The following is a 14522-nucleotide window of genomic DNA, read 5'->3' on the forward strand; positions in this document are numbered from 1 at the left end:
AGGTTAGTATTTAACGTACGTGCAGACTGTATGTTTTATGAAAAGGTCGATTCCATGAAAGTCACGAGCTATTACCCCGTCGTCATGACCGAAGACGTGGCCGGCACCGCCGCCTTCTACCAGTCGCACTTCGGCTTCGTGCCGCTTTTTTCCAGCGACTGGTATGTGCACCTGCAACTGGCGGAGCAGCCCTCGGTGAACCTCGCCGTGCTCGACGGCCGCCACGAGACCATTCCCGAAGCGGCGCGCGGGCAGGTGGCGGCGGGCCTGCTGCTGAACTTCGAGATGGAAGACCCCGACGCGGTGCACGAGCGGCTGAAGGCGGCCGGCCTGCCGATCCTGTTGCCGCTGCGCGACGAGGCCTTCGGCCAGCGCCACTTCATCACGCGCGACCCGAACGGCGTGCTGATCGACATCATCAAGCCGATCCCGCCGTCGGGGGAGTTCGCGGCGCAGTACGAAGCAGGGGCGCTGCCGACCGCCTGAAGGCGATCAGGCGCGCAGGGCTTCGTCCTCGTCGAGGCCTTCCCCCAGGAACCCGCCACTCTGGTGCGCCCACAGCCGCGCATAAAGCCCGCCCTGGGCCATCAGCGTGCGGTGATCGCCTTCCTCTACCACGCGGCCTTCGTCGAGCACGATGAGCCGATCCATCGCCGCGATGGTCGACAGACGGTGCGCGATAGCGATCACGGTCTTGCCTTCCATCAGCGTGTAGAGGCTCTGCTGGATGGCGGCCTCGACCTCGGAGTCGAGCGCGCTGGTGGCTTCGTCGAGCAGCAGGATCGGCGCGTCCTTCAGCATCACGCGCGCAATGGCCACGCGCTGGCGCTGGCCGCCCGACAGCTTCACGCCGCGCTCGCCCACATGCGCCTCGTAGCCGCGCCGGCCGCCCGCGTCGCCCAGCGTCTGGATGAAGTCGTGGGCCTCGGCGCGCCGGGCGGCGGCCTCGATCTGCTCGCGCGTGGCATCGGGGCGGCCATAGGCCACGTTGTCGGCCACCGAGCGGTGCATCAGCGAAGTGTCTTGCGTGACCATGCCGATGTGGCTGCGCAGCGAGTCCTGCGTGACATGCGCGATGTCCTGCCCGTCGATCAGGATGCGGCCGCTTTCCAGGTCATGAAAGCGCAGCAGCAGGTTCACGAGCGTCGACTTGCCCGCACCCGAGCGGCCGACCAGGCCGATCTTCTCGCCGGGCTTCACCGTGAGGTTCAGGTCGTCGATGACGCGGCGGCCGCCGTCGCCATAGCGGAAGCTCGCATGCTCGAAGCGCACCTCGCCCTGCGGCACTTGCAGCACGGTGGCGTCGGCCGCGTCGAGCACGGTGCGCGGGCGCGACAGCGTCTTCATGCCGTCCTGCACCGTGCCGATGTTCTCGAACAGGCTGGTCATCTCCCACATGATCCAGTGCGACATGCCCTGCAGCCGCAGCGCCATCGCGGTGGCCGCGGCCACGGCGCCCACGCCCACCGCGCCGTTCGACCACAGCCACAGCGCCATGCCGGCCATGCCGGCGGTCAGGCCCATGCTGAGCGTGTGATTGACGATTTCGAAGGCGCTCACCAGCCGCATCTGGCCGTAGCCGGTGTGCATGAATTCGCGCATGGCGTCGCGCGCAAAGCCCGCCTCGCGCTGCGTGTGCGAGAACAGCTTGACGGTGGCGATGTTGGTGTAGGCGTCGGTCACGCGGCCGGTCATGAGCGCGCGCGCATCGGCCTGCGCCTTGCCGACCTTGCCCAGGCGCGGCACGAAGTAGATGAGCGACACGACGTACAGCACCAGCCAGATCAGGAACGGCCACACCAGCTGCGCGTCGAGCACGCCCACCAGGATGATCATGGTGGCCACGTACACGCCCATGGCCACCAGCACGTCGGCCAGCACGAAGATGGTTTCGCGCACGGCCAGCGCGGTCTGCATCACCTTGGCCGTGATGCGGCCCGCGAACTCGTCCTGGTAGAAGGCCATGCTCTGGCCCAGCATCAGCCGGTGGAAGTTCCAGCGCAGCCGCATCGGCAGGTTCACCGCCAGCGTCTGGTGCTTGACGATGGTCTGCAGCGCCACCACGCCGATGCTGATCACCAGGAACGCGGCCAGCCACATCAGCGTGGTGCCGCGGTCTTCCCACAGGCGCGAAGGCACCTGCCCGCCGAGCCAGTCGACGATGCGCCCGAGGATCGCGAACAGCGCGGCCTCGAAGATCGACATGACCGCCGTGAGCACGGCCATGGCCGCGATCTTGCCGCGCACGCCGTGCGTGCAGGCCCAGAGGAATGCGAAGAAGCCCTGCGGCGGCAGCGAAGGTTCGGCGGCGGGGTAGGGATGAAGCAGTTTTTCGAAGAAGCGGAACAAGGCGAACGGTCTCCCAGAGAGCCTTTGACTGTAGCCGTGCATGCATGACCTTGCCCCGAAAAGGTGCGTTCCTCGGGTGTCGCCCGGGGAACAGTCCGGCTAGGGTTGTCACTCTCCGGAGGCCGAATCGTTATCGACTATGTTTTGGTGGCTTCGCGCTTGCGCGTCGTCGCTTTCGGTCCGACCAGAAATTTCACAACAACGTTGGAGACGTTTTCCATGCACTTTCGTTTCAAGCTGCTGGCGCTGACCAGCGCGCTCGCCTTCTCGATGGGCGCCCTCGCTGCCGATCCGATCAAGATCGGCGTGGACGGCCCCTTCACCGGAGGCTCGTCCTCGATGGGCGTGAGCATGCGCGACGGCGTTCGCCTGGCCGCTGAGGAGATCAACAAGTCGGGTGGCGTGCTGGGCCGGCAGATCCAGCTGATCGAGCGCGACGACGAGGCCAAGAACGAACGCGGCGTGCAGATCGCGCAGGAGTTCGTGAACAAGGAAAAGGTCGTGGCCGCCGTGGGCTACATCAACACCGGCGTGGCGCTGGCCTCGCAGCGCTTCTTCCAGGACGCGAAGATTCCGGTGCTCAACAACGTGGCGACGGGCTCCGTCATCACCCACCAGTTCGACAAGGACCCGGAGAACTACGTTTTCCGCAACGCCGCGCACGACAGCATCCAGGCGCCGATGATCGTGGAAGAGGCGATCACGCGGCGCGGCTACAAGAAGGTCGCCATCCTGGCCGACTCCACCAACTACGGCCAGCTCGGCCGCGAGGACCTGGAGCGCGCGCTCAAGAACAAGGGCATCACGCCCGTGGCGGTCGAGAAGTTCAACATCAAGGACGTCGACATGACGGCCCAGCTGCTGAAGTCGAAGGAAGCCGGCGCCGAGGCCGTGCTCACCTACGGCATCGGCCCCGAGCTGGCCCAGATCGCCAACGGCATGACCAAGCTGGGCTGGAAGGTGCCGATCATCGGCAGCTGGACCCTGGCGATGGCCAACTTCATCGACAACGCCGGCCCCGGCGGCGACGGCGCGCGCATGCCGCAGACCTTCATCCAGGAGCCGACGAACCCCAAGCGCAAGGCCTTCATCGACGCCTTCGTCGGCAAGTTCAAGCCCAAGAACAACCGCATGGATTCGCCGGTGTCGGCGGCGCAGGGCTACGACTCCATCTACCTGCTGGCGGCCGCGATCAAGCAGGCAGGCAGCACCGACGGGCCGAAGATCAAGGCCGCGCTGGAAGACCTGCAGGCGCCGGTCGAGGGCGTGGTGACGACCTACAACAAGCCCTTCACCAAGACCGACCATGACGCCATCACCGCCAACATTCCGGTGTTCGGCGAGGTCAAGGGCGGCCGCGTGGTGTTCGCCAACCCCGACGACCAGAAGAACGCCGGCACCGTCCGCATGAAGGACGTGGCGGCCAACGACGCCTTGCTGAAGAAGTAAGCAGCGGCCCGAGCGCCGGCGCCGCCCCGGGGCCTGTTCCCGCGGCGGCGCGTTTTTTGGTTCAACGCTTCTCTCGAGCCGCCATGCAAATCCTTACCCAACTCATCTTCAGCGGCATTGCGCTGGGCATGATCTACGCCGTCATCGCGTTCGGCTATCAGCTCACCTTCGCCACTTCGGACACGCTGAACTTCGGCCAGGGCAACGCCCTCATGCTGGGCGCCATGGTCGGCCTCACGCTGGTGAACATGGGGCTGAACTACTGGCTGATGATTCCGCTGGTGTGCCTGTTCGGCGCCTTCCAGGGGGCGGTGGTGGAGCGCATCGCGGTGCGCCCGGCCATCAAGATCAAGTCGGAGTTCGGCTGGATCATGTCGACCATTGCGCTGGGCATCATCTTCACCAACGTGGCAGAGAACGTGTGGGGGCGCGACGACCTGAAGTTCCCGTCGCCGCTGCCGGAATCGCCGCTGCATTTCCTGGGCGCCAACGTGCTGCCGATGGAAATCCTGGTGGTGATCGGCGCGCTGCTCATGATGCTGGCGGTGGAGCTGTTCAACCGCCGCTCGATCTACGGCAAGGCCGTGGTCGCGACCTTCAACGACCGCGACGCCGCCAAGCTCATGGGCATCAACACCGGGCTGGTCATCACCTTCTCGTATGCGCTGTCATCCATGACGGCGGCCTTTGCCGGCGTGCTGATCGCGCCGCTCACGCTGACCGGCGCCTCGATGGGCGCGGTGCTCGGCCTGAAGGCCTTCGCGGTCGCCATCATCGGCGGGCTCACCAGCGGCATGGGCATCGTGGTGGGCGGGATCATCCTGGGCATTGCCGAGACCACCACCGGCTTCTACCTGAGCACCGGCTACAAGGACGTGCCCGGGTTGGTTCTGCTGCTGATCGTGCTGGCCGTCCGGCCCTCGGGCCTGTTCGGCAAGGCCGCCATCAAGAAGGTCTGATCGCGTGGCCAAGAATCCCGAAAAAATGAAAACCAGCCATCTGCTTCTGGCGATAGCGGGCGTGGCGGCGCTGCTGCTGTTCCCGATCGGCATCGACAACCCGTACTACATCCACCTGCTCGAGACCATCATGATCTACGCGATCCTGCTGTTCGGGCTGGACATCGTGGTGGGCTACACCGGCCAGGTTTCGCTGGGCCATGCGGGCCTGTTCGGCCTGGGCGCCTACGCGGCCGGCGTGCTGGTGTTCAAGCTGTCGGCGCCGTTCTGGATCACAGTGCCTTTCGCCATCGTGTTCACGGCCGGCTTCGGCGCGCTGCTGGCTTTGCCGGCGCTGCGCGTGTCGGGGCCTTACCTGGCCATGGTGACGCTGGCCTTCGGCACCATCATCCAGATCCTCATCAACGAGATGAGCTTCCTGACCGACGGGCCGATGGGCATCAAGCTGGAGAAGCCCTCGCTCTTCGGCCACAAGCTCGACGACCGCGAGTACTACTGGGTGGTGGCGGTGCTGATGGTGCTGGCGCTGGTGGTGGTGCACCGCATCCTGCGTTCGCACCTGGGCCGTGCTTTCGAGGCGCTGCGCGGCAGCCCGGTGGCCTCCGACTGCATGGGCGTGTCGGTGTACCGCTACAAGGTCTACGCCTTCGTCATCAGCGCAGGCTTCGCGGGGCTCGCGGGCAGCCTCTATGCCTACTCCGAGCAATACATCTCGCCCAACTCCTACAACTTCGAGCTCACGGTGCTGTTCCTGCTGGCGGTGATCATGGGCGGGCGCAAGAGCCGCATCGGCTCCATGCTCGGCGCCACCATCATCGTGCTGCTGCCCAAGCTGCTAGACGACGTGGTGCTGTTCCGCTATGTGTCGGTGGGGCTGGCCGTGGCGGTGCTGGTGGCCGCGGTGGTCGCCATCAGGCGGCAGCGCGCCACGCCGGGGCAGATGGCCATTCCGGTGGTCGGCAGCATCGCGCTGGCGGGCCTGGCCTTCTGGCTCGACGCGATGACCGACTGGCGGCTGTCGATCTTCGGCGTGATCATGCTGTTCGTCATCTACTACCTGCAGGACGGCATCGTCGGCTTCGTGCGCAAGGCGCTGAACATGCGCCGGCCGGTGGCGTCGGTGGATGCGTCGGACGTCGACGCGGCACCGGCCGACGCGGTGTCCACCGCGGCCTATGCAGGCGGCACCGAAGACGTGCTCGAGGCCTCCGGCGTGCTGATGCAGTTCGGCGGCCTGAAGGCGCTCAACAACGTCGACCTGCGCATCAAGCGCGGCACCATCCACGGCCTGATCGGGCCCAACGGTTCCGGCAAGAGCACCATGATGAACGTGCTGACCGGCATCTACGTGCCGACGGCGGGCGCCATCTCCTTCGGGGGGCGTTCGCTGGTGGGGCGCACCTCGGCCGACATCGCGCTGTCGGGCATTGCGCGCACCTTCCAGAACGTGCAGCTGTTCGGCGAGATGACCGCGCTGCAGAACGTGCAGGTCGGGCTGCACCACAGCTTCGCGAGCAACCTGCTCGACGTGGCGGCCGGCACGCCGCGCTACCGGCGCGAGAGCGCCGCGGCGGTGCAGCGCGGGCTGGGCTTGCTGAAGTTCGTCGGCCTGGAATCGTTTGCCACCGAGGAGGCGCGCAACCTGCCTTACGGCAAGCAGCGCCTGCTGGAGATCGCGCGGGCGCTGGCGCTCGATCCGCAACTGCTGCTGCTCGACGAACCGGCCGCCGGGCTCACCGCGCCCGACATCAAGGAGCTGCTCGGCATCATCCGCAAGATCCGCGAGCACGGCGTGACCGTGATCCTGATCGAGCACCACATGGACGTGGTGATGAGCATGTGCGACACCGTCTCGGTGCTCGACTTCGGCCAGAAGATCGCCGAGGGCGAACCGGCCAGGGTGCAGGCCGACGAGAAGGTGATCGAGGCCTATCTGGGCGGCGGCGCATGACGGGCGCCGGCCACGCAAGACCAGGAACCCCAACATGCTGACCATCCAGAATCTTTTCGCGGGCTACGGCAAGGTGCAGGTGCTGCACGGCATTTCGATCGAGGTGCCCAAGGGCAAGGTCGTGACGCTGATCGGCTCCAACGGCGCCGGCAAGACCACCACCATGCGGGCCGTCTCCGGAATGATCGCGCCCACGGCCGGCGAGATCACGCTCAACGGCAAGCGCATCGACGGGCTGGAGTCGTACCACATCGCCAAGCAGGGCCTGGCGCATTCGCCCGAAGGCCGGCGCGTGTTCGCGACCATGACCGTCACCGACAACCTCACGCTGGGCGCCTTCCCGCGCCTGACCGGCAGCCGCCCGCGCGGCGACGTGGCGGGCGACCTGGAGCGCGCGCTCGAACTCTTTCCGCGGCTGAAGGAGCGCCGCACGCAACTGGCCGGCACGCTCTCGGGCGGCGAGCAGCAGATGCTGGCCATGGCGCGCGCGGTGATGCTGAACCCCGAGGTGGTGCTGCTCGACGAACCGTCGATGGGCCTGGCACCGATCCTGGTGGCCGAGGTGTTCCGCATCATCGAGCGGCTCAAGAGCGAAGGCGTGACGATGCTGCTGGTGGAGCAGTTCGCCGCCGCCGCGCTCGGCGTGGCCGACTACGGCTACGTGCTGGAGAACGGGCGCATCTCGCTGCACGGGCCGGCGGAGAAGCTGCGCAGCGATCCGGCGGTGAAGGCGGCTTATCTGGGGGGCGGGCACTAGGCACGGGCCGCTAGACTCCTGCGCGTGAAACCTGAAGGAACCCGGACCCTCGAGCCAGTCATCCCGCAAAGGCGCCCATGGACCGCATGACCAGCCTGCGCGTGTTCCGCGAAGTCGTCGAGGCGGGCAGCTTCGTGGCCGCCGCCGAGCGTCTGGGCATGTCGCCGCCCATGGCCAGCAAGCATGTGGCGCAGCTTGAAAAATCGCTCGGCGCGCGGCTGCTGCACCGCTCCAGCCGCCATCTGAGCCTGACCGAGGCGGGCACCGCCTGGTACGAGCAGAGCCGTCGCGCCCTCGACCTGCTGGACGCGGCCGAGGTCGCCATCGGCCAGACCCACGACACGCCGCGCGGCCAGCTCAAGGTGAGCGCGCCCGTGTGGTGCGCCACGCCGCGCTTTGCGCGCATGCTGGCCGACTACCGTGCGCAGTACCCCGAAGTGCTGGTCGACATGCACCTGGAAAACCGCAAGGTCGATCTCGCGGCCGACGGCTACGACCTGGCCTTGCGCGCCACGCAGGAGCCGTCGCCGGCGCTCATCGCGCGGCCGCTGTGCAGCGTGCCTTTTCATCTGGTGGGCACGCCGGCCTATGTCGAGCGCATGGGCGGGCTGCCCGCGCTGCCGGCCGACCTGGCGAAGCTGGGCGCCATCGTGCCGAGCTACGTGAACCTGGAGAACCTCGCGCTCAAGGGGCCGGGCGGGCGGATGTTTCCGCTGCGGCTGGCGCCGGCCATGCGCTCCGACGACACCACGCTCACGCTGCACGCGGTGCGCGCGGACATGGGCATCGCCTACATGCCCTCCTGGCTGGTAGAGGAAGACATCGAGGTCGGGCGGCTGCTGCGGCTGCTGCCGGAGTTCCATTCGGGGCCGGTCACGCTGTTCGCGGTGTACACGAGCCGGCAGTACATGTCGTCGAAGCTGCGGACCTTCATCGACTTCCTGAGCGAGCGGCTGGGGTAGGGCGGCGGAAAATCAACCCCTTCGATGTTTCCTGTGGGGAACTGATCCCATGCATGGGCGCCTGTCGATTTCCTCGCAGGAAATGTCTACAGTCGATGCAAAGCCTTCAAGGAGCATCGACTTGACCCACGACGACACCCGCACTTCACGTCTGCCCACGTACTTCATTTCCCACGGTGGCGGCCCCTGGCCCTGGATGAAGAAGGAAATGGGCCCCACCTACGACAAGCTCGCCGCCTCGCTGGCCGACATGCCGCGCCAGATCGGCCGCAAGCCCGCCGCCATCCTCATGGTGTCGGCGCACTGGGAGGCGCCTGCATTCACCGTGCAGGGCAACCCCAAGCCGCCGATGATCTACGACTACGGCGGCTTCCCCGCCCACACCTACGAAGTGCACTACGACTCGCCCGGCTCGCCCGAACTCGCGCGGCGCGTGCAGTCGCTGATTGCCGAAGCCGGCCTGCCGGTGCAGATCGACCCGGAACGCGGCTACGACCACGGCATGTTCTCGCCGATGGCGGCCATCTATCCGCAGGCCGACGTGCCGGTGGTGCAACTGTCGCTGCGGCGCGGGCTCGACCCGGCCGAGCACCTGGCGCTGGGCCGCGCGATTGCGCCGCTGCGCGACGAGAACGTGCTGATCGTCGGCAGCGGCCTGAGTTATCACAACCTGCGCAACTTCGGCCCGCAGGCGCACGGCGTGTCGAAGGCCTTCGACGACTGGCTCGATGAAGCGGTGGTGAAAAGCGGCGCCACCGAACGCAGCGCGCAGTTGCTCGACTGGGCGTCAGCGCCCGCGGCGCGCATGGCGCATCCGCGTGAAGAGCATCTGATTCCGCTGATGGTGGCGGTCGGTGCGGCGGAGGCCGAAGTAGGTGAGCGCGTCTATCACGAAGACGCGTTCATGGGCGGGCTCGTGGTGTCGAGCTTTCGCTTCGGCGCCTGAAGCTCAACTGCGGCGCACGCCGTCGGCATCCACCAGCCCGACGCGCGTCTGCCGCCCCCAGGTCCCGCGCCCTGTGAGGAACGTCCACCATCCCCAGGCCGCACCCGTGTGCCGCAGGATCTGGAAGGTGAAGGGCTCGACCAGCGCGGCCAGGAAGGCCTGGGCCATGTTGGCCTCGCTCTGCTGACCAATCCAGCGCCGATACAGGAACACCGACCACAGGTGGAAGAGCAGGTCGAGCACGATCTTCGCGCCGATCACGCCGGCCACCGGCGCCAGCACGCCGAAGTTGCCGCGCACCAGGTACATCAGCAGCAGGCCGAAGGCGGCCAGGCCGTAGAGCGGTTGCAGGGTGTCGATGGCCTTCACCGGCAGCATCGCGATGCCGAGCCAGCCGTAGCGCCGGTCGCCGACCATGGCGCGATACCAATACTGCGTCTGCAGGAAACCGCCGAACCAGCGGCGGCGCTGGCGCAGGAAGGCGCCGGTGCTGCTGGGCGCGTCGGTGTGGGCTTGTGCGTCGCCGAGCACGCGCACGGTCCAGGGCAGGCCGTGCGCCTGGGCGTGGCGGTGCAGGCGGTGGATGAGTTCGTAGTCTTCGACCAGGCAGTCGGTGTCGAAGCCGCCCACGGCGCGCACCGCATCGGTGCGAAAGCCGGCGAAGGCGCCCGAAATCAGCAGCAGCCCGTTGACGCGCATCCACGCATAGCGCGACAGGAAGTTGCGGATGTATTCGTATGTCTGGAACCACTGGAAGCAGCGCCCCGCCAGCGTGCGGCTGCACACCGGCGTGATGACGCCGGTGGCAGCCACGAGGTTCGGTTCGTCGGAGAAAGCCCGGCGCACTGCGGCGATGGCCTTGCTGTCGAGCAGCGTGTCGCCGTCCACCGTGAGCACGGTGTCGGTGTCGATGCACAGGATGGCCGCGTTCAGCGCCACCGCCTTGCCGCCGTGCGGCAGCCGCAGCCAGTAGAGCGCGGGGTGCGTGGCGCTGGCGGCGCTCAGTTCGCCCAATGCCGGTGCGACCAGGCCGTAGCGGGTGGTGAGCAGTTCGGCGGTGCCGTCGCTCGAGCCGTCGTCGGCGATCACGATGCGGTCGGGCACGTCGGTCTGGCCGAGCAGGGCGGCCAGCGTGACGGGTAGAACGGCGCACTCGTTGTGCGAGGCGACGATCACGCCCAGCGTGGTGCGGCGGTGCGTACCGGTCGACTGGGAGGGGGGGCGGGGCCGCAGGATCGGCAGCGTCATCCACCCGACGAACAGCAGCAGCACCGTGTCGTAGAGCACATAGGCCACGCCCACCGACCAGGCGCCGACGTTGCCGACGCGAAAAGCCATGGCGAAAAGCAGGCCCCACAGCACGAGCACGCCGCCATGGATCAGCCAGCTTCGCAGCGGGGTGGCGGGGGGAGACAGGCGCGGCGAGGCGGCCACGAACGCGGATTGGAGGGAATTGTTCAAGGGAGATGCCAAGGGATGCCAGGGCGACGAACGGTCATACGCAAGAACTGGGGCAGCGGTTTCCAAAAAGCCCGGGTGGAACCGGGACAATCGCAAAAGCCACAGACAGACTCGGCCCACGCCTGAAAATTCCCCGCATGCTCCCACAAACCCGCTACACCCGAACCGCGATGGCCTTGCACTGGCTCGTCGCGCTGCTCATGGCCATCAACATCGCGCTGATCCTGCTGGTCGACCACTACCCGGACGACTGGGTGCGCCCGGCGGTCGACACCCACAAGTCGATCGGCATCACGGTGCTGGGGCTGGTCATCCTGCGGATCTTGTGGCGCCTGACGCACAAGCCGCCGGCCATGCCGGGCTCCTACGGCGCGCTCGAGCGCCTTGCCGCGCACGCGGCCCACGGCGTGCTTTACCTGCTGATGGTGCTGCTGCCGCTGTCGGGCTGGATGCACGACTCGGCCTGGAAGGACGCCGGCACGCATCCCATGTACCTCTTCGGCCTGTTCGAATGGCCGCGCATCGGCTGGATCATGGCCATCGAGCCCGCGGTCAAGGAAACCTGGCACACCGTGCTGGGTGGCGTGCACGCCTGGGCCGGCTACGTTCTTTACGTGATGTTCGCGCTGCATGTGCTGGGCGCACTGAAGCACCAGCTGCTGGACGGCGAGCGCGAGCTGCAGCGCATGTGGCCGGGAGCACGCGGATGAGCGGCGGCATGAACGAAGAAGAAGCGCGCGCCGCCATCGCGCGCGTCGATGCGCTCTCGACCCGCCACGACCCGGTGCACGGCGGCGTGCGCGTGCGCTGGCGCCGCTTCGGCACCGACACCACCCGGCCGCCGCTGGTGCTGCTGCACGGCGGTCACGGCAGCTGGATGCACTGGCTGCGCAACGCCGAGGCGTTGTCGGCCGGCCGCACGCTGTGGCTGCCCGACATGCCGGGCTTCAACGAATCCGACGCGCCGCCGCGCGTGGCGCCCGGGCAAGACTCCCTGCCGCCCCTGCTCGACGCGCTCGGCGGCACGCTCGACCAACTGATCGGCGCGGGCACGCCCATCGACCTGGGCGGTTTTTCCTTCGGCGGGCTCACGGCCGCGCGCTTCGCGGTGCGGCGCGGCGCCATCCGGCGGCTGGCGCTGGTGGGCAGCGGCGGCCACGGCACGCTACGGCGCATGACGGTGCAGATGATCAACTGGCGCTCCGCCTCCGACCGCGAGCAGGAGCGCGCCGCGCTGCTGCACAACCTGGCCGCGCTGATGCTGCATGACAAGGCCGCCATCGACGCGCTGGCCTTCGAGATCCACGACATCTCCTGCCACGGCACGCGTTTTCGCAGCAAGGAGGTGTCGCTGTCGGGCGGCCTGCAGCAGGCCATCGACACGCTGGGCGTGCCCACGCTGCTGCTGTGGGGCGAGTTCGACGTCACCGCCGACCCGCGCCCGCTGGTGGCGCGGCTGGTGGCCGAAGGCCCGGGGCGCGAGGGCACGGTGATCGACGGCGCCGGGCACTGGGCGCAGTACGAGCGCGCCGACGAGGTCAACGCCCGGCTGCGGGCGTTCTTCGACTGAGGCGGCGCTCGCGGCGCTTCACTGCTGCTGCTTCACCAGCCCCAGCTTGCGGATGATGTCGCCCCACTGGTCGTAGGTGGCGCGCGTCAGCTCGGCCAGTTGTTGCGGGCTCGACGACTCGGCCTCGTAGGCGCCCTGGCGGAAGAAGTCGCGCGTGGCCGGCATCGCCAGCACCTGCGCGAGCGCCGCGTTGAGCTTCTCGACCACTGGCGCCGGCATGCGCGCCGGGCCGTAGAAGCCGAGCCAGCTCGGCATGTCGACGCCGCTCACGCCTTGTTCGGTCATGGTGGGCACGTCGGGCAGCATCGGGCTGCGCTTCGGCGCTGCCACCGCCAGCATGCGTACCTTGCCCGTGGCGGTGTTCTGGATGGCGTTGGGCGCGGCGTCGAAGTAGTACTGAACGCGGCCCGCGAGAAAGTCTTTCGCTGCATCGGCGCCGCCCTTGTACGGCACGTGCACCACGTCCAGCCCGGCCTGCCGCGCGAAGGCCTCGCCGTAGATGTGCGACGAGGTGCCGGTGCCGAAGGAGGCATAGCTCATCTTGCCCGGATTGGCCTTGATGTACGCCACCAGCTCCCGCACCGTGCGCGCCGGCACGCTCGCATGCACGGTCAGCACCAGCGGGCCGCGCGCGCCGAGCGAGATGGGCGTCAGGTCCTTGAACGGGTCGTAGCGCACCTGCGCCAGCGTCTGCGGGTTCTGCGCCACCACGGAGGAGGGCGCGTACATGAAGGTGTAGCCGTCGGGCGCGGAGCGGATCACTTCTTCCGTCGCCAGGATGAAGCTCGCGCCCGGCCGGTTCTCCACGATCACCGGCGTCTGCAGCACCTCGGCCAGCCTCAGCGCGACGAAGCGCGCCTGCGTGTCCGACGCGCCGCCGGCCGCCAGGCCCAGCACGATGCGGATGGGGCGCCCCTTCTCCGGAAAAGGCCCGGCGGCGCTGGCGCCCAGCGGTGCCAGGGCCGCGCCGAGGGCGCCGGCCGCGAGCGTGGCATTGAAGCGGCGGCGGCCCGGCATGGTCTGCACGGCGCTCATTGCTTGGCCAGCCCGACCTGCTGCACCATCGTTCCCCAGCGGTCGTAGGTCGCGCGCGTGATGCCGGCGAACTCCTCGGGCGTGGTGGCGCCGGCCTCGTAGCCGCCGCTTCGATAGAACTCCTGCACCTGCGGCATCGCCAGCACCTTGGCGAGCGCGGTGTTGAGCTTGGCGACCACCGGCGCCGGCATGCGCGCCGGCCCGTAGAAGCCCAGCCAGCTCGGCAGGTCGAGCCCGGCGTAGCCTTGCTCGGCGAAGGTGGGCACGTCGGGCAGCGCAGAAATGCGCGCACTGGCGGCCACCGCGAGGATCTTCACCTTGCCCGTGGCCGAGGTGATGACGGCCGACGAGGCCGAGTCGAACATGTACTGCACGCGCCCGCCGATCAGGTCTTTCGCAGCGTCGGAGCCGCCCTTGTAGGGGATGTGCACCGCGTCGATGCCGGTCTTCTTCACGAAGGCCTCGCCGTAGATGTGCGACGAGGTGCCGGCGCCGAAGGAGGCATAGCTCACCTTGCCCGGATGGGCCTTCACGTAGGCGACCAGTTCCTTCACGCTGTTCACCGGCACGCTGGTGCTCAGCGACAGCACCAGCGGCCCGCGCCCGCCCATCGAGATGGCGGTGAAGTCCTTGAACGGGTCGTAGGGCACCTGGTTGAAGGTGTGCGGGTTCTGCGCCATGGTGGACGAGGGCGCGTACAGCAGCGTGTAGCCGTCGGGCAGGGCGCGCGACACCTCGTTGGCCGCGAGCATGGTGCTGGCACCGGGCTTGTTGTCGACGATCACGCTGGTGCCCAGCACCTCGCCGAGCTTCTGCGCCACGATGCGCGCCTGCCCGTCGGTGCCGCCCCCGGCGGTGAAGCCGACCACGATGCGTATCGGCTTGCCGCGCGCCGGAAAGTCTTGCGCCACGGCCAGTGACGCCAGGCCAAGCAAGGCCGCGGCGCCAAGGGTCGAGCTGAAGGCACGGCGTGTGCCCCGAAGTTTCTTCATCAATGTCTCCGTTGGAATGTTTCTTTTATATTGATCTTGAAATCCATAAAAATCCATATCTTCCAGGGAATACCCTGAATATCACTCTTTT

Annotated in this window: 13 protein-coding genes; 9 read left to right on the plus strand and 4 right to left on the minus strand. The window is 67.8% G+C overall.

Annotated elements, in window-relative coordinates:
• Window positions 1–54 precede the first annotated feature (54 nt).
• On the plus strand, window positions 55–486 hold the full coding sequence (locus L3V85_RS15085; RefSeq protein ID WP_237679939.1) for a VOC family protein: 432 nt from the start codon (window positions 55–57) through the stop codon (window positions 484–486).
• A gap of 6 nt (window positions 487–492) precedes the next feature.
• Here L3V85_RS15085 and L3V85_RS15090 read toward each other — a convergent pair whose 3' ends face one another.
• Window positions 493–2349: an ABC transporter ATP-binding protein gene (locus L3V85_RS15090; protein ID WP_237679940.1), complete on the minus strand. Its 1857-nt coding sequence runs from the start codon at window positions 2347–2349 to the stop codon at window positions 493–495.
• A gap of 219 nt (window positions 2350–2568) precedes the next feature.
• On the opposite strand from L3V85_RS15090, the gene L3V85_RS15095 reads away from it, so the two are divergent.
• The 6 genes from L3V85_RS15095 to L3V85_RS15120 all read left to right on the plus strand — a co-directional run bounded on the left by L3V85_RS15095 (window position 2569) and on the right by L3V85_RS15120 (window position 9373).
• Window positions 2569–3798, plus strand: a complete 1230-nt coding sequence (locus tag L3V85_RS15095; RefSeq protein WP_237679941.1) for an ABC transporter substrate-binding protein — start codon at window positions 2569–2571, stop codon at window positions 3796–3798.
• A gap of 83 nt (window positions 3799–3881) precedes the next feature.
• Window positions 3882–4757: a branched-chain amino acid ABC transporter permease gene (locus tag L3V85_RS15100; RefSeq protein ID WP_237679942.1), complete on the plus strand. Its 876-nt coding sequence runs from the start codon at window positions 3882–3884 to the stop codon at window positions 4755–4757.
• 25 nt (window positions 4758–4782) lie between these two features.
• Window positions 4783–6708, plus strand: a complete 1926-nt coding sequence (locus tag L3V85_RS15105) for an ABC transporter permease subunit (protein ID WP_237679943.1) — start codon at window positions 4783–4785, stop codon at window positions 6706–6708.
• A 34-nt stretch (window positions 6709–6742) separates the two neighbouring features.
• Window positions 6743–7465, plus strand: coding sequence for an ABC transporter ATP-binding protein (locus tag L3V85_RS15110; protein WP_237679944.1), 723 nt, complete (start codon window positions 6743–6745; stop codon window positions 7463–7465).
• Window positions 7466–7542: 77 nt separating this feature from the next.
• Complete coding sequence (locus tag L3V85_RS15115; RefSeq protein WP_237679945.1) at window positions 7543–8427, plus strand: LysR family transcriptional regulator; 885 nt, start codon at window positions 7543–7545, stop codon at window positions 8425–8427.
• Between the two features lie 121 nt (window positions 8428–8548).
• Window positions 8549–9373, plus strand: coding sequence for a DODA-type extradiol aromatic ring-opening family dioxygenase (locus L3V85_RS15120; RefSeq protein ID WP_237679946.1), 825 nt, complete (start codon window positions 8549–8551; stop codon window positions 9371–9373).
• 3 nt (window positions 9374–9376) lie between these two features.
• Here the strand turns inward: L3V85_RS15120 and L3V85_RS15125 are convergent, their stop codons facing one another.
• Entirely contained in the window at window positions 9377–10834 is a 1458-nt protein-coding gene (locus L3V85_RS15125) for a glycosyltransferase family 2 protein (RefSeq protein ID WP_237679947.1), read from the minus strand.
• A 137-nt stretch (window positions 10835–10971) separates the two neighbouring features.
• Between L3V85_RS15125 and L3V85_RS15130 the strand changes: the two genes are divergently transcribed.
• Window positions 10972–11544, plus strand: a complete 573-nt coding sequence (locus L3V85_RS15130) for a cytochrome b (protein WP_237679948.1) — start codon at window positions 10972–10974, stop codon at window positions 11542–11544.
• Between the two features lie 8 nt (window positions 11545–11552).
• A complete protein-coding gene (locus tag L3V85_RS15135; protein WP_237679949.1) occupies window positions 11553–12404 on the plus strand; it encodes an alpha/beta fold hydrolase in 852 nt (283 codons plus the stop codon).
• A gap of 18 nt (window positions 12405–12422) precedes the next feature.
• On the opposite strand, the gene L3V85_RS15140 is transcribed toward L3V85_RS15135, so the two are convergent.
• Together L3V85_RS15140 and L3V85_RS15145 are read right to left on the minus strand one after the other, a co-directional pair.
• The gene (locus L3V85_RS15140; RefSeq protein ID WP_237679950.1) at window positions 12423–13439 is read right to left on the minus strand and encodes a Bug family tripartite tricarboxylate transporter substrate binding protein; all 1017 of its coding nucleotides are present in this window, start codon (window positions 13437–13439) and stop codon (window positions 12423–12425) included.
• On the minus strand, window positions 13436–14431 hold the full coding sequence (locus L3V85_RS15145; RefSeq protein ID WP_237679951.1) for a Bug family tripartite tricarboxylate transporter substrate binding protein: 996 nt from the start codon (window positions 14429–14431) through the stop codon (window positions 13436–13438). The genes L3V85_RS15140 and L3V85_RS15145 overlap by 4 nt, the downstream gene beginning before the upstream one ends.
• Window positions 14432–14522 lie beyond the last annotated feature (91 nt).

It is taken from the genome of Variovorax paradoxus, from assembly GCF_022009635.1.
GTDB lineage: Bacteria > Pseudomonadota > Gammaproteobacteria > Burkholderiales > Burkholderiaceae_C > Variovorax.